This window comes from Rhodococcus sp. BH5, from assembly GCF_027583855.1.
In the GTDB taxonomy this organism is placed as follows: Bacteria; Actinomycetota; Actinomycetes; order Mycobacteriales; family Mycobacteriaceae; genus Rhodococcus_F; species Rhodococcus_F qingshengii.
This window is the reverse complement of the sequence record NZ_JAJHVW010000006.1, coordinates 152,593-177,881: the sequence shown is the minus strand read 5'-3', so window position 1 is coordinate 177,881 and position 25,289 is coordinate 152,593. Positions and strand designations below refer to the sequence as shown.

Annotated in this window: 29 protein-coding genes and 1 tRNA gene; 9 read left to right on the top strand and 21 right to left on the bottom strand. The window is 63.2% G+C overall.

Translation table 11 applies throughout. From position 1 onward, the window contains the following. Positions 1–66 precede the first annotated feature (66 nt). Positions 67–645 carry a TetR/AcrR family transcriptional regulator gene (locus RhoBH5_RS17305; protein WP_007729643.1) on the top strand — a complete coding sequence of 193 codons (579 nt, stop codon included), beginning with the start codon at positions 67–69 and terminating at the stop codon, positions 643–645. Between the two features lie 79 nt (positions 646–724). Here RhoBH5_RS17305 and RhoBH5_RS17300 read toward each other — a convergent pair whose 3' ends face one another. Beyond that, entirely contained in the window at positions 725–1,351 is a 627-nt protein-coding gene (locus RhoBH5_RS17300; protein ID WP_030536574.1) for a TetR/AcrR family transcriptional regulator, read from the bottom strand. 89 nt (positions 1,352–1,440) lie between these two features. Between RhoBH5_RS17300 and RhoBH5_RS17295 the strand changes: the two genes are divergently transcribed. Continuing rightward, positions 1,441–1,902, top strand: coding sequence for an SRPBCC family protein (locus RhoBH5_RS17295; protein ID WP_003940411.1), 462 nt, complete (start codon positions 1,441–1,443; stop codon positions 1,900–1,902). 2 nt (positions 1,903–1,904) lie between these two features. Here the strand turns inward: RhoBH5_RS17295 and RhoBH5_RS17290 are convergent, their stop codons facing one another. From RhoBH5_RS17290 to RhoBH5_RS17280, 3 genes are all read right to left on the bottom strand, one after another. Further along, positions 1,905–2,552, bottom strand: a complete 648-nt coding sequence (locus RhoBH5_RS17290) for a TetR/AcrR family transcriptional regulator (RefSeq protein WP_007730038.1) — start codon at positions 2,550–2,552, stop codon at positions 1,905–1,907. 97 nt (positions 2,553–2,649) lie between these two features. After that, entirely contained in the window at positions 2,650–3,411 is a 762-nt protein-coding gene (locus tag RhoBH5_RS17285) for an SDR family NAD(P)-dependent oxidoreductase (RefSeq protein ID WP_003939707.1), read from the bottom strand. 73 nt (positions 3,412–3,484) lie between these two features. Further along, on the bottom strand, positions 3,485–4,630 hold the full coding sequence (locus RhoBH5_RS17280) for an acyl-CoA dehydrogenase family protein (RefSeq protein WP_007730036.1): 1,146 nt from the start codon (positions 4,628–4,630) through the stop codon (positions 3,485–3,487). A 140-nt stretch (positions 4,631–4,770) separates the two neighbouring features. On the opposite strand from RhoBH5_RS17280, the gene RhoBH5_RS17275 reads away from it, so the two are divergent. Both RhoBH5_RS17275 and RhoBH5_RS17270 read left to right on the top strand, forming a co-directional pair. Continuing rightward, a complete protein-coding gene (locus RhoBH5_RS17275) occupies positions 4,771–5,379 on the top strand; it encodes a TetR/AcrR family transcriptional regulator (RefSeq protein WP_050654586.1) in 609 nt (202 codons plus the stop codon). A 26-nt stretch (positions 5,380–5,405) separates the two neighbouring features. Further along, entirely contained in the window at positions 5,406–5,984 is a 579-nt protein-coding gene (locus RhoBH5_RS17270; protein WP_270008578.1) for a DUF7822 domain-containing protein, read from the top strand. 7 nt (positions 5,985–5,991) lie between these two features. On the opposite strand, the gene RhoBH5_RS17265 is transcribed toward RhoBH5_RS17270, so the two are convergent. Further along, positions 5,992–7,233, bottom strand: a complete 1,242-nt coding sequence (locus RhoBH5_RS17265) for an RNA polymerase sigma factor (RefSeq protein WP_270008577.1) — start codon at positions 7,231–7,233, stop codon at positions 5,992–5,994. A gap of 6 nt (positions 7,234–7,239) precedes the next feature. After that, positions 7,240–7,584, bottom strand: a complete 345-nt coding sequence (locus tag RhoBH5_RS17260) for a YciI family protein (protein ID WP_003939718.1) — start codon at positions 7,582–7,584, stop codon at positions 7,240–7,242. 140 nt (positions 7,585–7,724) lie between these two features. On the opposite strand from RhoBH5_RS17260, the gene RhoBH5_RS17255 reads away from it, so the two are divergent. Continuing rightward, the gene (locus RhoBH5_RS17255) at positions 7,725–8,201 is read left to right on the top strand and encodes a DUF309 domain-containing protein (protein WP_003940372.1); all 477 of its coding nucleotides are present in this window, start codon (positions 7,725–7,727) and stop codon (positions 8,199–8,201) included. Further along, a complete protein-coding gene (locus RhoBH5_RS17250) occupies positions 8,201–8,839 on the top strand; it encodes an LON peptidase substrate-binding domain-containing protein (protein WP_064073901.1) in 639 nt (212 codons plus the stop codon). The genes RhoBH5_RS17255 and RhoBH5_RS17250 overlap by 1 nt, the downstream gene beginning before the upstream one ends. Before the next feature lie 6 nt (positions 8,840–8,845). Here the strand turns inward: RhoBH5_RS17250 and RhoBH5_RS17245 are convergent, their stop codons facing one another. The 4 genes from RhoBH5_RS17245 to RhoBH5_RS17230 are packed head-to-tail and all read right to left on the bottom strand — an operon-like array spanning position 8,846 to position 12,609. After that, positions 8,846–9,661: a mycofactocin-coupled SDR family oxidoreductase gene (locus tag RhoBH5_RS17245; RefSeq protein ID WP_007730029.1), complete on the bottom strand. Its 816-nt coding sequence runs from the start codon at positions 9,659–9,661 to the stop codon at positions 8,846–8,848. 58 nt (positions 9,662–9,719) lie between these two features. Continuing rightward, positions 9,720–10,346 carry a LutC/YkgG family protein gene (locus RhoBH5_RS17240; RefSeq protein WP_234551256.1) on the bottom strand — a complete coding sequence of 209 codons (627 nt, stop codon included), beginning with the start codon at positions 10,344–10,346 and terminating at the stop codon, positions 9,720–9,722. Beyond that, entirely contained in the window at positions 10,343–11,863 is a 1,521-nt protein-coding gene (locus RhoBH5_RS17235) for a LutB/LldF family L-lactate oxidation iron-sulfur protein (RefSeq protein WP_270008576.1), read from the bottom strand. Before RhoBH5_RS17235 ends, RhoBH5_RS17240 begins: the two co-directional genes overlap by 4 nt. Beyond that, complete coding sequence (locus RhoBH5_RS17230; RefSeq protein WP_221742388.1) at positions 11,860–12,609, bottom strand: (Fe-S)-binding protein; 750 nt, start codon at positions 12,607–12,609, stop codon at positions 11,860–11,862. The genes RhoBH5_RS17235 and RhoBH5_RS17230 overlap by 4 nt, the downstream gene beginning before the upstream one ends. Before the next feature lie 98 nt (positions 12,610–12,707). Between RhoBH5_RS17230 and RhoBH5_RS17225 the strand changes: the two genes are divergently transcribed. Together RhoBH5_RS17225 and RhoBH5_RS17220 are read left to right on the top strand one after the other, a co-directional pair. Further along, a complete protein-coding gene (locus RhoBH5_RS17225; RefSeq protein ID WP_030536564.1) occupies positions 12,708–13,418 on the top strand; it encodes a FadR/GntR family transcriptional regulator in 711 nt (236 codons plus the stop codon). A gap of 53 nt (positions 13,419–13,471) precedes the next feature. Then, positions 13,472–13,545: transfer RNA gene (locus RhoBH5_RS17220), tRNA-Met, on the top strand. A gap of 97 nt (positions 13,546–13,642) precedes the next feature. On the opposite strand, the gene RhoBH5_RS17215 is transcribed toward RhoBH5_RS17220, so the two are convergent. The 8 genes from RhoBH5_RS17215 to RhoBH5_RS17180 are packed head-to-tail and all read right to left on the bottom strand — an operon-like array spanning position 13,643 to position 20,618. Next, positions 13,643–14,269 (bottom strand): TenA family protein, encoded by a 627-nt coding sequence (locus tag RhoBH5_RS17215; protein WP_270008575.1) that lies wholly within the window; start codon positions 14,267–14,269, stop codon positions 13,643–13,645. Continuing rightward, positions 14,266–15,018, bottom strand: a complete 753-nt coding sequence (locus tag RhoBH5_RS17210; protein ID WP_003939869.1) for a glutamine amidotransferase — start codon at positions 15,016–15,018, stop codon at positions 14,266–14,268. Before RhoBH5_RS17210 ends, RhoBH5_RS17215 begins: the two co-directional genes overlap by 4 nt. Further along, positions 15,011–16,102, bottom strand: coding sequence for a phosphotriesterase family protein (locus RhoBH5_RS17205; protein ID WP_270008574.1), 1,092 nt, complete (start codon positions 16,100–16,102; stop codon positions 15,011–15,013). Before RhoBH5_RS17205 ends, RhoBH5_RS17210 begins: the two co-directional genes overlap by 8 nt. Then, positions 16,057–17,100, bottom strand: a complete 1,044-nt coding sequence (locus RhoBH5_RS17200; protein WP_007730024.1) for an ABC transporter permease — start codon at positions 17,098–17,100, stop codon at positions 16,057–16,059. The genes RhoBH5_RS17205 and RhoBH5_RS17200 overlap by 46 nt, the downstream gene beginning before the upstream one ends. Then, positions 17,097–17,867 carry an ATP-binding cassette domain-containing protein gene (locus RhoBH5_RS17195; RefSeq protein ID WP_003939830.1) on the bottom strand — a complete coding sequence of 257 codons (771 nt, stop codon included), beginning with the start codon at positions 17,865–17,867 and terminating at the stop codon, positions 17,097–17,099. The genes RhoBH5_RS17200 and RhoBH5_RS17195 overlap by 4 nt, the downstream gene beginning before the upstream one ends. A 2-nt stretch (positions 17,868–17,869) precedes the next feature. Then, entirely contained in the window at positions 17,870–18,877 is a 1,008-nt protein-coding gene (locus RhoBH5_RS17190) for a substrate-binding domain-containing protein (protein ID WP_270008573.1), read from the bottom strand. Further along, positions 18,874–19,773 (bottom strand): carbohydrate kinase family protein, encoded by a 900-nt coding sequence (locus tag RhoBH5_RS17185; RefSeq protein ID WP_165638957.1) that lies wholly within the window; start codon positions 19,771–19,773, stop codon positions 18,874–18,876. The genes RhoBH5_RS17190 and RhoBH5_RS17185 overlap by 4 nt, the downstream gene beginning before the upstream one ends. Before the next feature lie 2 nt (positions 19,774–19,775). Next, positions 19,776–20,618 carry a BtpA/SgcQ family protein gene (locus RhoBH5_RS17180; protein WP_003940276.1) on the bottom strand — a complete coding sequence of 281 codons (843 nt, stop codon included), beginning with the start codon at positions 20,616–20,618 and terminating at the stop codon, positions 19,776–19,778. Positions 20,619–20,852: 234 nt separating this feature from the next. Between RhoBH5_RS17180 and RhoBH5_RS17175 the strand changes: the two genes are divergently transcribed. Then, positions 20,853–21,878, top strand: coding sequence for a LacI family DNA-binding transcriptional regulator (locus tag RhoBH5_RS17175; RefSeq protein WP_003939717.1), 1,026 nt, complete (start codon positions 20,853–20,855; stop codon positions 21,876–21,878). Here the strand turns inward: RhoBH5_RS17175 and RhoBH5_RS17170 are convergent. The 3 genes from RhoBH5_RS17170 to RhoBH5_RS17160 are packed head-to-tail and all read right to left on the bottom strand — an operon-like array spanning position 21,839 to position 25,234. Continuing rightward, the gene (locus RhoBH5_RS17170; protein WP_054828142.1) at positions 21,839–22,921 is read right to left on the bottom strand and encodes a M20/M25/M40 family metallo-hydrolase; all 1,083 of its coding nucleotides are present in this window, start codon (positions 22,919–22,921) and stop codon (positions 21,839–21,841) included. The two genes, RhoBH5_RS17175 and RhoBH5_RS17170, sit on opposite strands and share 40 nt — an antisense overlap. A gap of 26 nt (positions 22,922–22,947) precedes the next feature. Continuing rightward, positions 22,948–23,565 carry a sortase domain-containing protein gene (locus RhoBH5_RS17165; RefSeq protein ID WP_007730021.1) on the bottom strand — a complete coding sequence of 206 codons (618 nt, stop codon included), beginning with the start codon at positions 23,563–23,565 and terminating at the stop codon, positions 22,948–22,950. Continuing rightward, positions 23,537–25,234: a hypothetical protein gene (locus RhoBH5_RS17160; RefSeq protein WP_270008572.1), complete on the bottom strand. Its 1,698-nt coding sequence runs from the start codon at positions 25,232–25,234 to the stop codon at positions 23,537–23,539. The genes RhoBH5_RS17165 and RhoBH5_RS17160 overlap by 29 nt, the downstream gene beginning before the upstream one ends. Between the last annotated feature and the right edge of the window lie 55 nt (positions 25,235–25,289).

The window sequence follows — 25,289 nt, the reverse complement described above, 5'->3', positions numbered from 1 at the left end:
ACGATCCGAGGTATACCGATCTGTTTACTCATGAGCCCGACTATACAGATCGGTATACTTTTGTCCATGGCAGAGGAATCCACACCCGAATTGACTCCGAAAGCGCGTCGCATTCTGGAGTCTGCGTCGAAGCTGTTCTACGAAAAGGGGATTCATGCCGTAGGCGTGGATACCGTCGCACTGGACGCCGGGGTCACGAAGAAGACTTTGTACGAACGGTTCGGCTCGAAAGACGGTCTCGTCGTTGAATACCTGAGGGCTCGAGATCGGCGGTGGCGAATCTTTCGCGACGAGAAGCTCGCATCAGCCGGAGCTAGCCGCGCCGAACAGTTGAGTGCGGTATTCGACGCTTCCGCCTCCTGGTCCAAGGCGAGCGGAGGCAAAGGGTGCAGCATGATCAACGCGCACGCCGAGTTCAGCGATCACTCACATCCGGTGTTCGCTGTCATCGCCGAACAAAAGCGGGAGATGTCAGACCTTTTCCGGCGCATTCTGGCGACGGACGGACTAGCCGACGAACGTCTCGTCGAGGCAATCATGCTGCTTCACGAAGGTGCCCTCGTCGCAGACGGGATCGGTATCGGCACCGACCCCTTCGGCGCCGGCCGGGACGCGGCGCTCGAATTGCTCAAAAATTCAGACTGATTCGCGCAGTTGCCCCCACAGTCACTCCCCCACCCGCTTCGCCCCCACAGTCACTCCCCCACCCGCTTCGCCCCCACAGTCACTCCCCCACCCGCTTCGCCCCCACCATGCGCCTCGCTATCTCCAAATACCTCTCCACCAACTCGTCCGGAGACAACTCACCGTCCGGTCGGTACCAGACCGCGACGGCGACGCACATCGTCACCACGGCTCTGCTGGCGTCCTCGGGATGGTCGGCTTCGAACACGCCCGAGGCGACGCCGTCGAGGACGATCCGGTCCACCTGCTTCTGCTGTTCGTCGCGCTGGGCGATGTAACCAGCCCGGCTGTCGGGCTCCATGCTGCGGATCTCGGAGGAGGCGACGAACGACTGCTCGCGTCGAAACATGTGGAACCGCAACAGAGATTCGATCACCGCGTCGAAGCGATCGGAGGGATCGTCCCCGGCATCGAGTTCGGCGGCGCGGCTTCGCTCCAACAACTCCGTCATCACAACGGTCGCCAGACCGATCAGCAGAGCCTGCTTGGACGGGTAGTGGTGGTAGAGCCCCGGCACCGACAGCCCGGACCGCGACGCGACGTCACGGATCGAAGTCCCGTGATAGCCCTGCTCGACGAACGCCTCCAGCGCCGCAGCGAGCGGTTTCGGTAGTCCCAGGTCTTCGTAATCGCGCCAGGACCCGCGTACCGGAAGCTCGTTCGTCATACCGATACCGTAGATCGCTCTTGCGCCGCCGCCGAACACGTCGGAGCCATTGGTTAGAGTCGGTGTTCACCGAAAGACAGGGACCAGTCATGATCCATGTTCGCCACACCGCGGTTGCTGCCGTGCCGGTTGATGTCGCCTTCGACTACATCGACAACTACCGCAATGTCCCGACGTGGATGTTCGGTGTTTCCGAGTTCACCCCGTTCGGAGAGTTCGATCAGGGACTCGGCGCCACGTTCGACGCGGCCATGCAGATCGGGCCGAGCACGTTGCGCTCCAAACTCGAGGTCACCGAGTGGGAGAAGAATCGAATCATCAAGCTGTCTTCGCTCGGCGGTGTATCCAACTCGTCCACGTGGGAGTTCGCCGCGATCGACGATTCCAAGACCGAGCTTTCCGTCGACTTCGCCTACAAACTGCCCGGCGGCATTGCCGGCAAGGCACTCGGCCGATTGATCGGGCCGTTCGTCGAAAACGCTGTCAAGAACAGCGAGGAAACACTGCGCCACAGCCTCGAGGAGCAGTTCGCGGCCCGCGGCGAAGGCTGAAACTACCCGCGGTCGCCTTCGAGTCCCAGCGCGTTGGCCCACACCTGAGTAGCCGTCTTGACGACGTCCTCGAACGGGACGGGGTTGCCGTCGGCGCCAGGTTCCTCGGAGACGAATGAACTGTAGGCAAGACGGCTCACCATCGCCGACAGTGCTCGGGAAGCCAACAGCGGGTCCAACGAGGCATCTGCCTTGCCAGCCGCTTGCAAGCGTTCGATGGCTCGGGCATTGCGAGAAATGAAGGTCTCGGCTCGGTCCCGACGCAGTTTCGCGAAGGCCGGGTCGATGTGCGATACCTGCTCGAGTAGGCCCATGAGTTTGGCGTTGCGGCGAAAAGCCGTCAGGTAGGCACGGTTGCTCGATTCGAGGACCGCATACGGATTGTCGACGTCGCGGACCCGTCCCATGCCTGGGTGCAGCATGTCTTCCTGCGCGACGTCGAGAACTGCGGCGAAGATCTGCTCTTTGTTGTCGAAGTAGGTGTAGAACGTGCCGGTGGAGCAGTTCGCTTCCTTGGTGATGTCCGTGAGACGGGCGTCGAGATACCCTGCGCGCTCGAACACCGTTCGAGCCGCTGCGACCAGAGAAGCCCTGGTCCGGACGCCGCGGGCAGTCACCGGCAGGTCACGCAGAAGCTCCGTCGCAGCCATGGATGGTGGCGGACGGTCTTCCCAGTTCTCCTGAGGTTCGGCGCGAGAGGTCACCAGCTACTTATACGGCAAAGCCGGCGACATCTCGGCATCGGCGTCAGGTGATGGTGATTCCTCCGTCGACGGCGATGGTCTGACCGGTGACGTATCCGCCGGCCTCGGACGCGAGCCACACCATGGTGGCCGCGAGCTCTTCCGGATCGCCCATGCGGCCGAGGATCAGGCGCGGAGCCATCGCGTCCAAGTAACCGTCGTTGTATTGGTCCGTCATTTCCGACTTGAAGAAGCCGGGCGCGATCGCGTTGACGCGAATGCCCTTGCGCGTTCCCCACTGCTGTGCGAGGTCGCGGGTCAATCCGACGACGCCTGCCTTGCTCGCCGCATAGGCGGCCTGCGGGAGTCCGGCGGTCGTCAATCCGAGAATGCTCGAGATGTTGACGATGGAGCTGCCCGGGAGCATGACGCGGCCGCAGGCCTGCGCTGCCCAGTAGGACCCGTTGAGGTTGATGTCGATGACGGCGCGGAACTGGTCCGGGGTCTCGCGGGTCGCCGGAACGGCAGTTCCGACGCCGGCATTGTTGACCAGCACGTCCACGCGGCCGAACTTCTCCATCGCGGCGTCGACCATGTTCTGAGCCTGAGCCGGATCGACGATGTCGGTGGCCACGCACAATGCTTCGCGGCCTGCGTCACGCACGAGCTTGGCCGTGTCTTCGAGCTTGTCGACGCGGCGAGCAGCGAGGACGACGTCCGCGCCGGCCTCTGCTGCGGCTTTCGCAAACGCCACCCCGAGGCCCGACGACGCACCGGTCACGATGACCACTCGATCGGTCAGAGAGAACTTGTCGAGAACAGACATGCGCGGTGATGCTCCTGTGTCGTCGGGTTCGGGAAGTGGCGGTTGCAGTGACGTATCGACTGCAGTTGCGAAATTACAGGCCGAGATCGCGGCCGATGAGTTCCTTCATGATCTCGTTGGATCCGGCCCAGATCTTGGTGACGCGGGCGTCCATCCACGCGCGAGCGGCGCGGTACTCGGTCATGAAGCCGTAGCCACCGTGCAACTGAACGCAGTGATCGAGGACCTCGTTCTGCACCTGCGCGGTCCACCACTTAGCCTTCGCGGCGTCGATGGCGGTCAGCTCGCCGGCAGCGTGTGCCGCGACGCAGTTGTCGACGTAGGCCTGGGTGACCTCGATGCGGGTGACGAGATCCGCGAGAAGGAATTTGTTCCACTGCAGCGAGCCGATCGGCTGACCGAAAGCCTTGCGGTCCTTGGCATATTGCAGCGTCTCTTCGAGGATCGGAGCGGCGTGCGCGATGTTGGACACCGCAGCGCCGACGCGCTCCTGCGGCAGCATTTCCATCATGTGGATGAAGCCGCGGTCGATCTCACCGATGATGTTGGTGGACGGCACGCGAACGTTCTCGAAGAACAGTTCGGCGGTATCGGACTCGTGCTGGCCGACCTTGTCGAGCTTGCGTCCGCGCTCGAAGCCTTCCATGCCGGTCTCGACGGCAAAGAGGGTGATGCCCTTGGACTTCTTCTCGGGACTGGTCCGAGCCGCCACGATCACGAGGTCGGCGTTGTAGCCGTTGGTGATGAAGGTCTTGGAGCCGTTGATGATCCAGTCGTCGCCGTCCTTGACCGCAGTGGTCTTGAGCGAGGCGAGGTCGGATCCACCGGAAGGCTCGGTCATGCCGATGGCCGTCAGCATCTCACCGGTGCAGAACTTGGGCAGCCAACGCTGCTTCTGCTCTTCGGTGGTGAGCTGAACGAGGTAGGGAGCAACGACGTCGGCGTGAATGCCGAAGCTCGAGGCAACAGCTGCACTGGCGCGCGAGAGCTCTTCGGCCAGAACCGCGTTGAAGCGGTAGTCGCCGGCTTCGCTTCCGCCGTACGCCTCCGGAACCTCGAGTCCGAGGAAGCCGTTGCGTCCCGCTTCGAGCCAGATTTCACGATCGATGAAGCGCTGGTCGATCAGCTTCTCTGCGACCGGAAGGATGTTCCGGTTGACGAATTCGCGAGCAGATTCGCGAAATGCCTCGTGATCGGGTCCGTACAGAGTGCGACGCATGACGAGTTGCTTCCTTTCGGCGTGGCAAAGCCACACGTAACGATGTTCCTAAGCATTCGCTTAGAATCTAAGCACCTGCTTATAGTGAATCGAGAGCGGGATATTGTCAACATCGAAATCCGTCACACCTGGAGGAAACCGTGAGCGATTCACCTGACGTGGTGATCAGCCCCTCCAAAGCTGCGGCCCGTATCCGCGCGGCAGCCGTGGACGCTTTTGCCTCTGCCGGCTACGGCGGCACCACCACCCGTGACATCGCCGCGCGACTCGACATGAGTCCCGCCGCCATGTACCCGCACTACCGCTCGAAAGAAGAGTTGCTTTTCGCGATCAGCTACGAAGGCCACACCGAAGCGTTGAAGGTGGTCGAGGGCGCCGACCGACCGGGTGAAGAACCGTCCGTTCGCTTGCAGGAACTGATCAGCACGTTCGCCAGTTGGCAGGCGGGGCACCACTCACTCGCTCGCGTTGTCCAGTACGAACTCACTGCCCTCACACCAGAGCACTACCGAACCGTCGTCGCGCTTCGCCGCAGCACGACGCGGGTGGTCCGGGAGGTTGTCGATGCCGGCGTGCAGTCGGGCGATTTCACGATCCCCGATGCCGAAGGCGTCACCCTCGCCTTGATGTCCCTGTGCGTCGACGTGTGCCGCTGGTTCCCGGCCGGCAACTACACGAATCCGGAAGACATCGGAAAACTATACGGAGACCTGGCATTGAGGATGGTGGGCGCCGCCCGAATCAGGTGACGCCGACCGCAGAAAGGACTCGGCCAGTGGCCAACCGCACCTATCTCTACTCGACCCCTGTTGCTCCGCATGAGAATCCGGCTGCCGCTCGCGCCCGAGGTCTCACCGGTATCTCCGAGTGGTCGTACGCGATACCGCTGGTCCCGAGGATCCTTGTGTCCGTGAATCCCTTCGCCCAACAGTCGATCATCTGGGACGACACCCCCGACCTGATCGCGGTCACCGCGCCCTGTGGTCCTGGTATCGCCCGGCTCGAAGACTTCCTCGGCCGCATCGATCACCCCGCACTCGGCACGATGGCCGGCGATGCGCTGCGTTTCCTGCGCAGCCACACCGAACCCGACCACTACTTCGTCCTCGAGTGCGGCGAGATCTTCGACATGGACGACGAACCGTTCGCCGAACAGGGCACGGCCCTGATGACCGGTCTGGCGGACATCGACGCCGAGATGGAGGCGGCGCTGGCCACGCTCGCACCCGTCAAGCCAAGCTTCTGGGAGCGACTGTTCACGCCGACTCAGGAGAGCGTCGAGGAACCGCTACGCGAGCTCGGCCTCGGTTACTGGTCCGAGACCCTGTACTTCGATCTCGACGTCCCTCGATAGGAGCCGATCAGTCCGAGATCTCACCCAACCGACGCTCCAGGTAGGCCCGCTCCGGTTCCGTACCAACGAGTTTCAGAGCTTGTCGGTACGCGGATGCCGCTGCGTCGGTGCGCCCCAACCGAGCAAGTAGTTCGGCGCGTGCAAGGTGATACGGGTGGTAGTCGGTAAGTTTGGGCTCCGCTGCCAGTTCTTCCAAAGCTGCCAGCCCAACCTCCTCGCCGTCGCGCATCGCCAGCGCCACTGCCCTGTTGACTGCGACGACGGGCGAAGGCGTCAACGTGAGAAGCACTCCGTAGAGCGCGCAGATCTGTGGCCAGTCGGTGCTCTCCACATCTGCGGACTCGTCGTGCAATGCGGCGATGGCGGCCTGCACCCCGTACGGCCCCGGCGCTCCCCCGGTCAACGCGACTACGACGAGGTCGCTGCCTTCCTCGATCATCGGCTGGTCCCAAAACCCGCGATCCTGGTCTTCGAGGAGCACGATCCCGCCGGCGGCGTCGGTACGGGCATCCCGACGCGCGTGGACGAGAAGCATCAATGCAAGCAACCCGGCGATCTCGCGCTCATCGGGAAGCAATGCGCGCAAGATCCTCGCCAGCCTGATCGCCTCCACCGCCAGGTCGACGCGTTGCAGATCCGGACCCGAACTCGCTGCGTACCCCTCGGTGAACACCGAGTAGATCACCTGCAGAACACCGGGCAAACGTTCCGGGAGTTCTTCGGCGCTGGGAGTGCGGAAGGGAATCCGAGCCTGACGGATTTTCTTCTTCGCGCGCACGATCCGCTGCGCCATCGTCGCCGAAGGAACGAGAAAGGCCCGAGCGACTTCGGGCGTCGTCAACCCGCCGAGGCAACGCAAGGTGAGTGCGATTCGGTCGTCCTCGGCCAGCGCTGGGTGCGAGCAGGTGAAGAACAGCTGCAACCGCTCGTCGGGAAGTTCTCCGTCGACCGTGGGCGGCGCCGGGTCGGCACGATCGGCGTCCACCTGCATCACCGCCAATCGCGCCGCATAGGCCTGATCACGACGAAGCCTGTCGACGGCTTTACGACGCGCCGTGGTCAGCAGCCAGGCGCCGGGTTTAGCCGGCACTCCGTCCACGGGCCAGTGCACCAACGCGGCCTCGACGGCTTCGGAGGTGACTTCCTCGGCCAGATCCAGATCACCGAAGCGGCGGACGAGCGAGGCCAAGAGTCGTCCGCGTTCCTCCCGGAACACTGACTCGATGGAGTTCTCGGCCTGCTCGTCCACGGTGAATCAGTCCCCGAACCCGGCCAGTGGACGCACCTCGACGCTGCCGCCGTCGCGCGCGCCGGGGCACCGCGCGGCCCATGAAAGCGCCGCATCCAGATCGGGAACGTCGATGACGTCGTAGCCGCCGAGGATTTCACGGGTTTCTGCGAAGGGTCCGTCGGTGACGGTCTTTTCTCCGGACTGCGAGACCCGAACCGTCGTCGTAGTCGTCAGGTCGGCGAGGGCATCGCCGGACACCCAGATCCCGGCATCCTTCATTTCCTTGTCGTATTGCTGCCAGTCCTCGAACGTGCACTGGGGTTCGGTGTCTCCGCCGGGTGCGGTGTAGATGAGCAACATGTACTTCATGACTGACTCCTTGGTCTGTTGTTTTTCTTGCGGCTTTCCTGCCTTACAACATGACGACGAACGGTTCTCCCCGGAATCGACAGGCGACTCGAAAAAACTTTTGGCGAGTTCGGCCGAGGCGCTGCCGTTAGGCTGAGTGTATGACCGAACGCGACCGGGACGCCGCTGGGAAACCCCTCAATTCGCGGCCCCGTGACGGACTCGGACGTCCACTGCCACGCGACGCAGCGGGCGGTGTCCCGCGCATTCCGGACGATGTACGCCTGCCACCAGACGAGTCGATCACCGAGGCGCAGCGCCTCCTCGACCACGGCATGCCTTTCCACGCACACGAGATTCTCGAAGGAACGTGGAAAAGCGCGCCGCCCGAGGAACGTGACCTGTGGCAGGGACTGGCTCAGTTGGCCGTCGGGCTCACCCATCTGCTTCGGGGCAACAACACCGGCGCCGTCTCACTCCTCGGCCAGGGTCACGACCGCATCAGGCACTACGAGGTCGAGAGTCCGCACGGCCTCGATATCCCCGGTCTACTGACGTGGTCCGAGCACCTGCTCGCCGAAATCGATCGCCCCGGCGATTTCCCCGCCCCTCCGATTCCGAGGTTGAGAATCCCCTGATGCCCATCTTCCCCATGTTTCCGCTCGGCTCCGCTTTGCTACCGGGTGAGGTGTTGCCCCTGAACATCTTCGAACCTCGGTATCGCGCACTGGTCGAGAACGTTCTCGAAGCTGCCGACGGCCCACTGTTCGGAGTAGTGCTCATCGCTCGTGGCCACGAGGTCGGTGGCGGCGAATCACGTCACGACGTCGGCACTCTGGCTCGGATCGAGTCTCATGTCGCCATGGGTGCCGGGCGGTATCAGTTGTATTGCCGGACCGAAGACCGCATCCGGGTCAATCGATGGCTGCCGGACGATCCCTACCCACTTGCCGAGGTCGAATTGTGGCCTGACGAGAACAACGGAACACCAGTCACTGCTTACGAATACGACTCGCTCCTCGAGCGCATCGAGTTCATGTACGGAATGTTGGGAAAGCTCGCACTTCGGGCCGGCGAACAGACTCCGCGAATGCCCGTCCCACCGGATCCCTTGGATCCGCTGGGTTCTCGGCTGTATGCCCTCGCCAGGAGCATTCCGATGGGTGACGCCGATCGCCTGGCGATTTTGACCGCGCCAGGCGCCGACGAACGTATTCGCGCACTCTCGGAGGCAGTCGAGAACACCATCGAGGTCGCGCAGTTCAATCTCCTCTGAGCGCAACTACGCCATCGTCTGACCCATGTCGATGACGATCTTCGTCCCGGTGACCGCGCGGGAGAGGTCCGTCGCGAGGTAGACGACGGCGTTGGAGATGTCCTCGACGGTGGTGCGCGGGACGGACGTGAGCGGCCACTTGTACGAGTTCATGTACTCCGGATGAGTAGTGAGTACCTTACCGACGTTGGGATCGTTGCCCATCTCGGTCTCCACCGCGCCAGGGTGGATGGTGTTGACTCGAATGTCGAAGCTTCCCAATTCCGTTGCAGCAGTGCGAGCCAAACCCACGAGGCCGTGCTTGGCCGCCGAGTAGTGCGCGCAGCCGGGCGCTTCGGCGACGCCGGCAGCACTGCTCACAATCACGATGGAACCACCGTTGCCGGCTTCGATCATTGCAGGAACCGCAGCTGTCATCGTGCGCCAGACACCATTGAGATTGATGTCCACCAGCGTCGACCACTGCTCTTCCGGCATCTCCCAGAAACGGTTCCACGTAGCGATGCCCGCATTGGCAATCACGACGTCGAGGCGACCGAACTTGTCGACGCCCGACGCCACCGCCGCACGCAGTGCCTCGAGGTCACGGACGTCCGCTACAGCGGTGACGATCTCGCGCCCCTCCGCTCGCACGAGACGAGCCGTTTCTTCGAGGTCGGCTTCAGTCGCGGCCGCGTAACCCACGTCTTCGGACACCGACGCGCACACGTCGACAGCGATGACGTCTGCACCTTCCTGCGCGAGTCGAATCGCGTGATTGCGTCCCTGACCCCGCGCTGCACCGGTGATGAAAACGACCTTGCCTGCCAACAGTTGTGTCATGGCCGGGACGTTAGACGCTGATGTGGCCCGCTGCCTCCGAGTTCCCGCTCGACGGGAATCAACCGTCGACGATGACGACGTGAAGATTCCTCGGACCATGGACACCTTCGACGCGCTCGAGTTCGATGTCGGAGGTCGCCGACGGGCCGCTGATCATGGTGGTGGGGCGCTCCGGTTTCAGCTTCGCAATCGCCTCCGGCACTCCCACTTCCACACTGCTGCGATACACGACGCAGATGTGTGTGTCCGGTACCAGTGTCAACGCACGGCGTCCCTGTGATGGACCGGCGTCGAGGAAGATGGTGCCGGTTTCGGCACACGATACCTTCGAGCCGGTGACAACGGCGTCGAGGTTCTCGAGTTCAGGAGCCGGTACGTCCGGGCTGTCCACCACCAGCGTTCCGTCGAATCCGGCTACCCATGATCGGTCGAGGCCGGCGGGGATCCCCAGAGTGTGTAGTCCGTGCTCTCTCAGTATTCCGGCGACGGCCTCGGCGATTTCTGTTGCAGCGCAATGGTGAACGTGCGCCTTGTAGTCCACCAGACGGTCGACGAACAAATCGATGAGTTCCTCGTCGGACATGGTTCTGCCAGTCCGGTAGTTTCGCGGTATCTCGCCTTCGCGGGCGGGCGCCAAGGTGATGGCATCACGAATGCGTCCGAGCACCACGTCACGTGAATTCATCTGTCCGCCTTCCCGTCACGACGAGCCTCGTCCAATGCCGCGCGGCCTTCGTCGGAGTCCCACCAGGATCGGAAGGTCTGCTTGGGCGGTGCGGGAATGTCTCTGGCAGCTGTCCAACCGTTCAATGGAGGTGGCAACGTAGAGATCTTCCCTTTCCTGCCGGCCACGACGCGTCCGAGCCCGGCAGCTTTCTGAGCCAACGTCCACCGGCCCTCGGTCGACATCGCCAGAGAGGCGGCTTTCATCGCCAAAGACTCTGCCGTGACACCGGATTGCGCGACCTTCTGGTGCCGCAATTCGACGAGCAGCGAGGGTATGTCGATCTTGACCGGGCAGGCGTCGAAGCACGCACCGCACAGACTCGAGGCAAAGGGAAGCGTCGAGTTGGGATCGTCTTTGCCATGCATGCCCGCGAGCTGCGGAGTCAGCACCGCGCCGATCGGTCCCGGATAGGTCGATCCGTAGGCGTGACCGCCGGTGCGCTCGTAGACCGGGCACACGTTCAGACACGCCGAGCACCGTATGCAGCTCAGGGCTTCCCTCCCGATCTTGTCGGCAAGCGCGGCAGTCCGACCGTTGTCGAGGAGGACCAGGTGGAACTCCTGTGGACCGTCGTCGGGCGTGACGCCGGTCCACATGGAGGTGTACGGGTTCATCCGCTCCCCCGTCGAGGACCGCGGCAGCAGTTGCAGGAAGACCTCCAGATCCTGATACGTCGGCAGAATCTTCTCGATGCCCATCACGGTGATCAGTGTTTTCGGCAGGGTCAGGCACATTCGCCCGTTGCCCTCCGACTCCACGACGGTCAGAGTGCCCGTGTCCGCGATGCCGAAATTGGCGCCGGAGACGGCGACCGGCGTCGTCATGAACTTGTGGCGCAGAAACTTTCGTGCAGCAGCGGCAAGTTCGGCCGGGTTCTCCCCGAGGTTGGGGTCGACATCTGGCATCTCACGAAGGAATATCTCCCGAATCTCGGACCTGTTGCGATGGATCGCGGGAACCAGGATGTGCGACGGTTTGTCGTGGCCGAGTTGGACGATCAATTCCGCGAGATCGGTCTCGTAGGCGGTGATTCCGTGGGCTTCGAGATGCTCGTTGAGACCGATCTCCTGCGTGGCCATCGACTTGACCTTGATGACCTCGTCGGAGCCGGTGGCTTTGACAAGTTCGGTCACAATGGCGTTGGCCTCGTTGGCATCCGCCGCCCAATGCACATGCCCACCGCGCGCGATGACTGCAGCCTCGAACTGTTCGAGCAGTTCCGGCAACCGCGCCATGACGTCGGCCTTGATCGCCGAACCCGCGTCACGCAGCTCTTCCCAATCGGGCAGCTCTCCAGTCACGTTGATGCGCTTGGCACGGATGGTGTGCGTCGCCTTGCCGATATTGCGTCGCAGTTGCGCGTTGGCCAGCTCGTGATGTGCTGCGACGGGGAATTTCTCAGTACCTCGCAGGAACCCTGCACCCTCGGGCGACCTCGGCGGGAAGCTGGGCAGACCCAGCGTCACAGCGCTCATGCGTGCACCCGGCTTTCCACCGACGCCAGAATCGCCGCGAGGTGAATGGTCTTGGCGCCCATCTGCAGTCGTGACATACCGCCGCCGATGTGCATGAGGCAGGACGAGTCTCCGGCGCTGCAGAATTCGGCGCCGGTGTCCGCAACGTGGCGAATCTTGTCCGCCAGCATGGCCGTCGAAGTCTCCGCATTCTTGATGGCGAAGGTGCCGCCGAATCCACAGCAGGAATCTGCTTCGGGGAGTTCGACCAGATCGATGTCGCGGACGTTGCGCAGCAACTGAAGTGGCTTGTCCCCCACCCTCAACATGCGCAGTGAGTGACAGGTCGGGTGATAGGTGACTCGGTGCGGGAAGTACGCGCCCACATCGGTGACCCCGAGAACGTCCACGAGGAATTCGGAAAGCTCGTACGTCTTTGCCTTCACGGTCTGCACCTGTCCACACAGCGACGCGGTGCCGTAGCGCTCGGCGACCATCTCGTGTTGATGACGGACCGAGCCGACGCACGACCCCGATGGTGCGACAACGGCGTCGATCGACGCATCACCGAAAGTATCGGCGTAGTTCGCGACCAGCGGTAGTGCGCCCGGCTGATAGCCGGTATTGACGTGCATCTGCCCGCAGCAGGTCTGCCCGGACGGAAACACGACGTCGTGCCCGAGACGGGTGAGCAGGAGGGCGGTGGCCTTGACGGCGTCGGGAAACATCGCGTCCCCGATGCAGGTGGCGAACAGCGCTACTCGCATGTGGTTCCCCGCAATCTGTCGGTGTGGTCTGACCACAGTAATACATCCCCGTACAGGCCACCCCATAAACGGCGTCCACCCGGTTATGCTCTTGCCTCATGCCGACCGAGCCGAGCCCGCGAGCGTGGGAACAAGTACTGAGCCACCTCGAACGTCGGCTCGTTTCAGGCGAGGTGTCTCCTGGCCAGCGCCTGCCGGGAGAGAGAATTCTGGCAGCAGAGTTGGGCGTCGGACGGTCATCGGTCCGAGAAGCGTTGCGGGTCATGGAAGCACTCGGCCTCCTCAAGGCGCAGACTGGCTCCGGCCCGACGTCCGGCGCGATGATCGTAGCCAAACCGACCGGCGGTATGACCATGCTGATGCGGATGCAGGTTGCAGCACAAGGCTTTCCGGTCTCGGATGTGGTGAAGACACGACTCGTTCTCGAATCCGAGGTGATGCAATCCCTGGCATCGCGGACTCCGACGCCCGACCTCCGCGCGGCCGTCGAACTGCTCGACTCGATGGAGGACGCAGCTCTCTCGGCCGAGGAATTCTTGCTACTCGACGCACAGTTCCACGTGGCGCTCGCCGACGCGGCGGGCAATCAGGTGATCGCAGCCATGATGACCGGCCTGCGCGAGTCCATCGAGGCCTACGTTCTCGCGGGCGTCCAGATCGACAGCTGGCCGAGCACCTGCATGCGACTGCGTGACGAACACCGAGGATTGGTGGATGCGGTCAACGCGGGTGACGGCGAACTCGCACGTCAGCGCATAGTCGGACACATCCGCGGTTACTACTCGGAAAGCGCGCACTCCAGCCGGTGACAGGGGGTGGTAATTGCGCCTCCAGAAGTCGTGTACTGTTGGTTTCACACCGACGCGGGGTGGAGCAGCTCGGTAGCTCGCTGGGCTCATAACCCAGAGGTCGCAGGTTCAAATCCTGTCCCCGCTACAAAGAAGAGGCCCGTAGGTTGCGAAAGCGACCTACGGGCCTTTTGCTGTGCGCCTTTATTAACCGCCGGGGGTTAATAAAGGCGCACAGCAGTGGTTCACACCACCACGTTGTGAAAATCGATCTCCGCGGCCAGCATGCCCGAGAACCACCGATCCAGGTCCTCGTCGGTGACGGACTCGGGCATGGCGTCCACTTCGCACGCCAGCACTGCCACCTGAGACACTAACGGCGGAGCGACATGCATGTCCACCCAGTCCTGCAACGCTGGTTCGCGATCTACCTTCACTGCCGCCGCCTCCCGGCACCACGACAGATACAGGGTTTCCGCGGCGTACATGCCCACCAGCGCCGCCGCCCTGCCCTCTTCGCGAGCGAGAGTCAAGGCGTGCGTCGACAGCACGGCCGACTCCTCGACCAGCGCCGCTGCGTCACCCTCGTACGGGAAGCGGGAACGCAACTGCGCGAAATACTCGCGCTGCTCGCCCACCAGGTTCGACATCGACGTCACGTGGTCGAGCGCGTCGTCGAGCGTCGGGGATTCGGCGACCACCAACCCCAACACCTTGACGGCCGTCAGTACAAATGCCTCTTCGATCACGAGGTACCGGCGGAATCCCTCATCACTCAACGTCCCGCCGATGGTGTCCTCGATGAATGGAACCGCCCGCGCGGCAGCGAGATTACTCTGCTGCCGCGCGAGCAGGTCTGAGGAGCGACTCATTCGCCGGCGACCCAACTGATCAAGCCGTCGAACAGGTCGGTGTATCCGGGCCACTGCTCACAGAACTCCGGCGGAGCCCAGTGCGGCGAGCAGTCCGAGGTGAAGACGATCGACCGTCCGGCGCCGTATTCACCGGCAGCGACAAGCGGATCGCCGTTGATGGTGGCGGGAACCACGGCACCGTCCTTCGCGACGACGCGGTTGTATCCCAGGAGCGCCGGCCAGGAATCGCCGGCACCACCGAGAGCCGGGTGAGCAGCATCGACGACGGTGGGAACGATCCCAGCCGGTGTCTCGACGCGATCGTCTTCGGCCAGCATCGTCACGGGCAGTACCTCGGCGATCGCGGTCTGGCGGAAAGCTGCTCGCGCCTGGAATCCGGAGAACGAGAGGTAGCCACCGATCATCATCAGTGAGCCGCCGGCGTTCACCCAGTCACGTAGCGCGACAAGACGATCCTCGCCGGCGCGGAACTGGTCGAACACGCCGGGAGCCAGCTGCAGCGAGTTCGCTCCGATGTCGGAGAGAACGACGACGTCGAACTGCGACAGTGCTTCTGCGGTACCGGGGAACTGCGTCGGCACCAGGTGTGCGGGCATGTGTGTCACGTCGTGGCCACGTGAGGTGAGCGCATCCCGAAGCGGACCGACTCCCTCGACGTAGGAATGGACACTGAACTCGTCGACGCCCTTGACGTGCGTCGACGTCGTCATCCAGCTCTCGCCGGCGATCAGTACTCGTTTACCCATGACTGCTTCTGTTTCCTTTCGCGGCCTGCTCGAAGAGCGACCTCGGGTTGTCTCGCATCAACGCGGACACTTGCTGGGGATCTACGCCTGCGCGCACCAATCGGGCGGCGAAGGCGAGTGGTACGTAGGAGAATCCGTTTCCGCCGTGCTTTCTGAGCATTGATTTGAGGAAGAGGTCGTGACTGAGCAGGAGCTGTGATGCGTGACCGGAGGTGACCAATCCGGCTACCGCAGTGGCTGTTTCCGCCGGATGCGGCGAAAGACCCTCGCCGGGGAAATCGAACGGCATCCCGATCATGTCGAACTCGAGAAAGACACCGCGGTCGGCGAGCGATCGTTGGTAGTCGGCGTCGTGTCCGGACGGGTCCATGTGGCACAGCACCACTGCTTGCGGATCGACGCCCATCTCGTCGACCACGATGTCGACGACGTGATGTCCCACGCGCTGCCAGCCCGGAAGGTGGACGAACAGGGGCACGTCCACCTCGCACTGGGCGATGCATGCCGCCCGCAACGCTTTCGCCTCGTTCTGAGTGAAGAGCGGGGAGACTCCGATCTCCCCGATCACGCCAGGAGCCAATTCCTTTGCCGGATCGAACTCCTCGACGAGCGAACCTGCCAGATCGTCGACACCGAGTTCGTGGACCTCGACCGGATGGGTCGTCTCGAGGTACCACCCTGAACCCATGATCACTCGCACGTCTGACTTTCGCGAGAACTCCGCCAGCTTCTCCGGTGCCCGGCCCAGTCCCGGCGGTGTCAGATCGACGATCGTCCGACCACCGAGGCGGGCGAAGTCCGCAAGGTCTTCCACCACGGCCGATCCGTCGTCGACTCGACAATTGTCGAGACTGTAGTACGGATTGTCGTGAAGAAGCCAGGCATCCTCGGCGCGTACCGGACCGGCCAACCGCTGTGCCACAACCGGATCCGGGGCCTCGGTGTACGCACCGGTGACGTCGTTGTGCAGATGTTCGTGTGGGAGAACCAGTCCGAGTTCCGAGCTGTCCACAGTTCCCGTGACAGTACGAACCTTGCTCATGAGCGTGCGGGCCCCGACGGTGCGGACTGCAGGTGTCGCCACAGCGCGCTCAGCGTGTGTCCGCGCATGTTGATCCAGATGGCCAGTAGCAGAACGACACCGGTGATGATCGGCGTCAGGAACGGGCTCACGCCGAGCAGGGTCAATCCGTTGGCGATGATTCCGGTCAGGACGGCGCCGATGACGGTACCGATCACGGTGCCGCGACCGCCGAAGAGATTGGTGCCACCGAGAACCACCGCGGTGATCACGGTGAGCTCGAATCCCGTTGCGGAGTTGGCCGAACCCGAGCCCAGTCGAGCCGCGATCAGCAGTCCCGCGATGCCGGCAGCCAGGCCGGTGAAGACGAGCGTCATCATGAGCACACGACGCGTGTTGACACCGGACCGTCGTACGGATTCGACGTTGGAACCGATACCGGTGACGTAGCGCCCGAAGCGCATGCGGTTGAGCGCAATTGCTCCGATGACCACGACGACGAGAGCAATCCAGGCGCTGGCGGAGAACCCGAGGAATTCCGAAGTTCCGAGCTTCGCGAAGTAGGTGTCGGCCGGAACCGGAACGGAGAATCCTTCGGTCCGATACAGCGCGATACCGCGAATGACGGACATCGTCGCCAGGGTCACGATGAACGGCGGAATACCCTGATAGGCAGCGAGCCATCCGTTGACCAGGCCCCAGGCCGCACCCATCACCGGGGCGGCGACGAAGACCAGGGACGAATCGACGCCGGCCTGGATAAGCTCGGCACTCATCGCCGCGACGAACGCGACGATCGCACCGACGGACAGGTCGATCTGACCTGCCGTGATCACGAAAGTCATCGCCACCGCGATGATCAGAACCGGAGCGATCTGGGTTGCCAGGTTCGACAGGTTCGTGAATGTCAGGAACGACGACGTGGTCGCCGAGAAGACGGCTGCGACAGCAACTGTCACCGCCAGCATCGCGAGGGTGGGCTTGTTGACGCTGTCCCACAAGGAGGGTTTCGCGGCGAGCTTGCGCTCGATCGGCGCCTGGGTCTTCTCGAGAGTGGTCATGCCGTGGCTCCCTGTGTTGCTGCCGATGTCCGTTGCGGCACCGGAGTTCGAGTGATGAGTCCGACGAGGGACTCGATGTTGAGGTCGCCGATCGGAACGTCGTCGACACTCTGCCCCTCGTACATGACCGTGATTCGGTCACACACGCGGAACAGGTCCTGCAGGCGGTGTGTCACGAGAATGACGCCCACGCCGGCCGCTGCGACGTCCGTGATCAGCTTGAGCACCGACTCGACCTCGGCGACGGCAAGCGCTGCGGTGGGCTCGTCGAGGATCAGTACGTCTGGGCGGAAGGAGACTGCGCGGGCGATCGCGACGGTTTGCCGCTGTCCGCCGGACAGTTGCCCGATCTCCTGGTAGGTCGACTTCACCTTGACATGCAGGTCGGCAAGAATGTGAGCCGCCTTCTCGTGCATGGCATGCCGGTCGAGGAAGGGGCCTTTTCGCGGTTCTCTGCCGAGGAACAGGTTGCTGGCGACGTCCAGCGTGTCGCACAGAGCCAGATCCTGGTAGACGATTCCGATCTTTTTCTGCTGGGCGTCGAGAGGCGTCGAAAAGCGCACTGGTTCACCGTTGACGCGCATTTCGCCGCCGTCGTGCTGAACCGCACCGGCGAGAATCTTCATCAGAGTGGACTTACCGGCGCCGTTGTCGCCGACCACTCCGAGTACTTCACCCTTCGCCAGCCGAAGGTCCACTCCTTGAAGGGACTTCACCGGTCCGTACGACTTGGTGATGCCCGAGAGTTCGATCAGTGGAGGTGCCATGATTACTTCTCCAAGTAGTACATGTAGTCGGCCACGTTCTCCGGGGTCACGATCTGGGTGGGAACCGGGATGTTTGTCGGAGCGCCGCGTCCGCAAGCCAGGTCGATTGCCGAATTCATTGCCTCATGGCCGAATTCGAAGGTGTTCTGCTGGACCACGCCTTTAAGCCAACCGGCTTTGAGTCCGCCTACCGCCTGATCCGAAATATCCCAACCGACTGCTTCGATGCGATCCTGCGCCTTCTGACTGTTGACCGCCGCGACGAGACCGATCAGTGCCGGCTCACCGGTTGCGTAGACGTACTTCATGTCGCCACCGCCGGTCAGCAGGTTCTCCGCCGCGGTCTGTGCGTTCTCCTGAATGTTACGTCCGTCCACGACGGTGCCGACGGTCATTCCGCGGCCGGTCACGGTCTCCGTGAAGCCCTTCTGCCGCTCCAACTGAACAGTGCTGTTGAGCGCGCCGACGATACCGACCGTTCCGGTGTTGTTCGCGACGTCGGCCAAGGTGTTTCCGATCTTGGCACCACCCTCGGCGTTGGCCGTACCGACCTGAGTCGACAGTGCCGGATCGTCGATGGTCGCGTCCACCGCGACGACGGGGATGCCCGCGTTCTTGGCCTTGACCACCGACGGCTTGATTCCGTCCGTGTCGATTGCATCGACGATGATCGCGTCGACTCCGGCGGCGATCAGATTGTCGAAGGCGTTGGCCTGCGCGACGGAATCGTCGTTGCCGCTGATGATCTGCAGGTCGACGCCTGCCTTGTCCGCGACGTTCTTCGCGGCATTGTTGATCTGGTTGAAGTACAGCGCCTGGAGGTTGATGGTCACCAGACCGACCTTGAGCTTGCCGTTCGTCCCGTCACAGCTTTCGGCGACCCGGGTCGGCTGCGGGATGGACGAGCCCCCCGATGCGTCCTTCGAGTCACTCGACGAAGCCGAGTCACAAGCGGTGAGCGTGAGCGCGACTGCAGCTCCCAGCGCCAGAGGCAATGCACGTTTCATCATCGAGTCTCCAAAAGGGTGTGAGGGGTCAATGTTGCTGTGAAGCTGTCCAATTCATCTCGGGTGGGGCATCCGCGGGGGCCTGCGGTGGCGCAAGCCAATGCAGCCGATGCCCCGGCGAGTCGTGCGGCGTCCACCGGTGAGCGCCCGGCGTCGACAAAAGCGATGTACGTACCGCCGAAGCAATCACCGGCCCCGACGGCATCGACGACGTCGACCACTACTGCCGGTTCGCTCGTCACCTCGCCGTCCGGTGTGGCCAGTGTCCAACCTCGCGAGCCGTCGGTCACCAGCAGGTGGGTGTGGTGCTCGGCGGCCAGAGTCTGCCACTGGTCGAAACCGATCCCGAACTCGCCTTCCCACAGGGCACGCCCTACGACGACGTGGTCGGCCAGAGCGAACGCGCGCAGTGCCGCGGCTTTGTTTTCACAACCGTCCAGATCGATTACCAGACTTACGCTTCCCGGCAATCCCTCTGGCAGGAAGCCCGCACGGTATCCGTCGAGGAACAGCCGTCCACCACCGGCAGCAGCCAATCGGGTGATGACAACCCCGATTCGTTCGGCATCGTTCGGGTCGTCCTGGCTGATGATTGAGCGATCGCCGTCCTGCGCGATGAGAACAACTGCCGTCGACAGGAACGCATCTCGCGGCGACCAACTGGTGTCGACGCCGTCTGCCTCGAGGGATTCGAGAAACTCGGTGGACCGCGCGTCCGGGCCCACGGCACCGGCAAAGATCACTTGCGCGCCCATTCTGGCCGCGGATACCGCAGCATTTGCATTCATTCCACCGTCGATCTGACTGATGGCCGTTGCCTGAACGCGCTCACCGAGTACCGGTACGTGTGGGACATGTACCGTCACATCGTTGTTGGCGTATCCACAAAAGACAATCATGGTTACTTTCCTGCGGCCCGGGACAGTTCGCGGACCTTCTCGCCTGCGACCCGTCCCCACCAGCGTCCATTGTCCTTCACCGAGGATGCAACTATGGCGCCGTCGCATTCCTTCATCAGCGCTGCGACATTGGCAGCCGTGATGCCGGATCCGATGATCACGGGAAGAACGGTGTTGTCTCGGATCACGGAAACCTCGTCGACCGAAGCGGCGTCACCGGTGCGCGAACCCGTCGCGATCAGAACATCTGCGTCGAAGAACTCGGCGTCTTCGGTCTGTTCCGCGACAGTGCGGTCCGCGACAATGGCATGCGCACCGTGCTTGACGTGCACGTCAGCGAAGATCCGGACCGGGTCGGCGCCGATGCGATGGCGGAAGCGCGTCGTCTTGGCGGCCTGGCCCTCGATGAAGCCCTCATTGGCAATGTAGGCATTGGCCCACTGATTGACGCGCACAAAACTCGCGCCTGCCGCCCACGCTGCGGCCACTCCGCACTCGCCGGCGTTGGACAGGATGCTGACGCCGACGGCCTTGCCGAACTCGCCGACCACCGCTGCCGTGATGACTCCCATGCTCGCGGCGGTTTCGTATCCGTGTTCGCCGGGCTTGAGGAACGGTATGTCCCAGTGATTTTCGACGATCACCCCGTCGAAACCGTTGTCGACATACGCGTGTGCTTCCTCGACGGCGAAGCGAGCAATTTCCGAAACCGGCTGCCCGGTGTAGTGCGGGCTGCCCGGCAGGGCCGGGAGGTGAATGGCCCCGATGAGAGATGGCGTGCCGGTGAACATCTCTGCCAGCGCCGAGGGCTTGGGCGGAAAGACTCCGAGCGGTGATGCGGTCACTTCAGCTACCCCATTCCATGCGCAAGATTTGCGCTGTATGTCCATGCACAAGATCTGCACACGATGTAATCGATTGCCTTGATGAATTAGCAGGTTATGCGATCAACACCGGGTTGTGTCAAGGATTTCACAATTCGAATTTGTAAACGATTGCCTCAATCGCGTTACATGCGGGACACTGGACCGTGCGGTTCGATAACCTCGGACCCGAATCGAGCAGAAAACGGGGGACGCATGCGCAAGGCGACCATTCGCGATGTCGCGGAACTGGCCGGGGTGTCGACGGCCACCGTGTCGCGGGCACTGTCCGGCTCCCGCCCTGTCTCGGACGAGCTTGCAGCGACGATCAAACGAGCCGCGGATTCTCTCGGATACTCGGGAAACATCATCGCCAGCTCACTGCGTCGCAATCGGACGGACACTGTCGGAATGGTGGTTCCGAGTATCGCGAACCCCTTCTTCACTTCGCTGGTGGTCAACGTCGAACACGTCCTCGCTCGGCGCGGACTACAACTGTTCCTGTGCGATTCTCGTTCCGATCCCGACGTGGAAGCGCAGCGACTCAAGTCGCTCGTCTCCCGGCAAGTGGACGGAATCATCATCAGCCCGTGCCACGGCGAACTGAGTGCCGAAGCCGTCCGAGCCAGCGCGGCAACGCTTCCGGTCGTTCAACTGGACCGGTTTGCAATGGATACCCAGACGGACTGGGTCGGCGTCGACGACGACGCCGCTCAATCCCTGGTGATGGAGCATCTGTCCGAGCGTGGCGCGCAATCAGCCGCCTTCATCAGTTCCGAGCTGACCAATTCGTCAACAGAACTTCGCCGGGCCGGCTTCTTCCGCCACGCGGATCGAATGGGCATCGAAACTCGTGACGAGTGGACACAACTCGGCGAGTACTCGATCGAGTGGGGGCGCACGGCATCCAACATCATCCTGACCGGCAAAACTCGCCCCGACGCCCTGGTCTGCGCCGACGACTTGATCGCACTTGGCGTGTTGCAGACGTGTCACACATTGGGCATCGACGTTCCCGGCGACGTTCTGGTCACCGGTTTCGACAACATCCCATTCTCCGAATTGTGCAACCCGCCGTTGACCACCGTCGGGCAGCCGCAGGAAAGAATCGCGGAAGAAGCTGTGCGACTTCTGGATCAGGCGATGAACAACTCTTCCGAGTCGACAGCCCACATCGCGCTTGCTCCTGAACTGATTGTCCGTCAGTCCACCGTCGGCCAAGCGGCGGCAACCGCACCGTAAGCAGCGATCGCATCGTCCAGTTCGGAAACCTTGACGCTTTCGTTGGCCGCATGCATCAGCGAGGGAGTGCCAGGGCCCCAGATCACGACGGGAGCACCAGGGGCGGCGGCGGCCAGTACCGAAGCGTCGGTGAAGTACGAAACCGGTTCGGTTGCAACAGGGATAGGCAAGGTAGCCAACCACGGATCCGACGCGTCGGTACGCACACCTCCCAGATGAATCGACGTCTCCACCGAGTCGACTTCTGGTTGGGCTCGCCACCACGCGAGCAGGTCGGCGCCGTCTCCCACCGTGCGGTGATCGATCACCGCACGTGCACTGTCCGGCACGATGTTCGGAGCCGAACCCCCGCCGACCAAGCCGAGGTTCCAGGTTTCGGCACCCAGAAACGCGTCGGACGACAGCGGAAGCTCACGCCGGGCTCGGTCGACGACGTCAAGCAGTTTGAGGACGGCGTTGGTTCCTCGCTGCGGCGTACTCCCGTGCGCGGCTTTTCCTTTGACGGACACTTCGAGCCACAGTGCGCCGCGGTGCCCCAGGTTGATGCGATTGCCGGTCGCCTCGGGAACGATGACGGCCCCGACCTCGAGATTCGCAACGGCGTCGGCCGAACGAACAGCCCCGAGCGATCCGATTTCCTCGTCGCTCGTCAGCAACAGCGCGACCGGGACTCCACGTTCGAAAGCGTCGACAACCGCGGCAGTAGCGGCAACAAGGCCGGCCTTCATATCCGATGTCCCTCTGCCGAGGAACAATTCGCCGTCGACCTGTGCGGCGTACGGGTCGAACTCCCAGTCGGAGACAGTGCCCACTGGCACCGTGTCCACGTGGCAGGCGAACAGTAGTCTCGCGGCCGAGGGTGCAGCTTCGTTGGTGATCAAGGCCCAGGGATGATTGCCGGTCAGGTCTGACTCCACCTTCGCCTGTGGCGCACGTGAGAGAACCAACGAGACAATCGAATCCATCGCCCGCCGTTGAGGAGCGGCCTCCCCCGAGACCGTGTCGAGAGCTACCAGTTCCGAGAGAAGTCCGAGGGAATCCATGTACCTATTCTTGCACTGCCACGGATTCAGTGCGCTGCCAGCTGGGCGATGACAACGTAATTGTCGTCGGTCGACTCTCCTTCGACGACATCACAATTGGCGAGGATCAGCCGTCCCGGAACCGATTCGCGCAACTCGTGAGCGCCCAGCAGCGAACCTTTGTGCAGCGGTCCGACTGTTTCGACGTCGTACTCAAGCGTGCCGTTCGGTGTACCCAGGAGAATTCGATCGCCCGGCTCCACTACCCGGAGCGCCCGGAACGGTGCTTCGCGAGTGGTGTAGTTGTGGCCGACCACGACAACTGTTTGTGTGGTCGACGTTCCCGGCATTCCGCTTTCACCCCACCACACCGGCAGTTCGTCGACGGGATTCAGTTGCTGCCCACTCTCGCCGCCGCGCATCAGTTTCTCCGAGTGCAACGGACTGCTCAGGTACGTGACCCCGGACGCAGACCTCAACTCGATCCTCTCGGGTTCTGCCGGATCGACGGTCACCGAAGCCGGTGCAGCCGCGATATGCGACTGCACCGGCGAGCGGTCAGGTAGCGATCCCGCGTTCTCGCCCGAACATCCGGATACGAGGAGGGCGAGGATCGCTACCGCCGAGAGACCGGCGCTACGCAGACGTGTTGCCCGGGCCGTCATGACGCTTGCGACGAACAACCACCGTCGTAGCTGCTGCGGCGGCAGCGCCCACGACTCCGACGCCGATCAATACAGCCGGCAGGTTGGAGTTGCTGCTACCGCTGGTGCTGCTGCTTGCGGTGTCACCGAGAGCAAGGTCGACCGGGGGCAGGCTTCCGGCGAGCGCCGGATCGCCGTCGGCATCGGTGACGTAGTAGTCGACGACGTCGAAGGCTCCCTTGTTGTTGTAGTAGCCGACCAGCTTGACGCCGGTCTTGTTCACTACAGCGGTGGTCTCGTCGACCTTCGTGACCCCGGAGCCGTCGTCAGTGTGCTCACCGATGATCACTTCACCGCCGACGCCTGTTCCGTTGTCGATCTCCTTCTCGCCCTTTGCCTTGAGCTCGTCGACGATCTTCTGCGCTGCATCCGCTTCGGCCTTTGCGGCGGCTGCAGCGGCCTGAGCTTCCTTGGCCTTTGCTGCCGCGGCGTCGGCTGCGGCCTTCGCGTCTTCGGCGGCCAGGTAGAGATCCTGCGCCTTCTTGCTCGCCGCTTCGGCAGCTTCGGCCTTCTTGGCGGCTTCGGCAGCCTTTTCGTCGGCGATGGCTCGCTTGTCGGTGGCAGCCTCGCCCGCAGCATCGGCTTCGGCCTGGGCCGTCTCCGCGGCCTTCTGCGCAGCGTCGGCATCCTTCTGCGCGGAAGCCGCAGTAGCCGCCGCTTGATCTGCGGCCTTACGGGCGGCGGTAGCAGCTTCTACCTCGGTGGCAGCTGCGGACTCGGCTGCCTTGGCCGTGGTTTCAGCGGCGGTGGCCACCTTCTGAGTTTCCTTGACGGTGATCGCGAGCTGCTTGGCGTTCCAAGCCGCGGCCAGCGCCTGAGCCTTAGCGACGGCTGCCTTCGCGAAATCCCAGTTCTTGAAGGCTTCCTCGGCTTCCTTGTTCTTGTCCGCGACCAGCTTGGCGTTTGCATCCGCGGCAGCCTTCGCCTCATCGGCCTTGGCCTGCAGAGCATTAGCCTCGGCGCGCGCCTTTGCTGCCTCTTCGGTCTTGGGCCCCGAACCGGCGGCCTTCGCAGCCTCCTCGAGTTCCGCAGCCTTGGCTGCGGCCGTGTCGGCTTCTGCCTGAGCTGTTTTTGCTACCTCCTTGGCATCGGCCGCCGCGGACTCCGCAACCTTGGCCGCCTCTTCGGCTTCCTTGGCAGACTGTTCCGCGGCCCCGGCCTCCGCCTTGGCCTTGGTCGATTCGACCGCCGCCTTGGTTGCCTCGACGCTCGCCTGGGTCATTGCCTCGGTCGCCTTCACCGAAGTGTCTGTCGCTGCGGACGAGTCGACCCCTGCCGTCGCGGCTGCTTCGGCGGCCTTCGCTGCCGCGTCGGCAGCTGCCTTGGCTTTTGCTTCGGCTTCCGCCAGTGCTGCAGCGTCCGTACCAGCGGTTTCGGCACTGCCCGTGCCCGCGACCCCGGCTTCAACCTTCTCCGGCGTGGTCTCGGTGCTCGTCGCCGCGTCGGCGTCGGTGGTGGCAGCTGCCTCTTCCTCGGCGCAGGTCACCAGCGGATCAGCGCTCGGGGTACACACGGTTTCCGGCTCTGCCGATGCAATTCCCGTGCCGCCCACCGCCAATCCGAGAGCTAGTACGGCACCGGCGGCCGCAGAGCGGACCCTCCGAGAATGGGCGATGGACTTCTCCGACATAGCGCTCAACCTTTCGGCCTTCTTTACGAAGACGGCAATTCCGGCGTGGACAGCC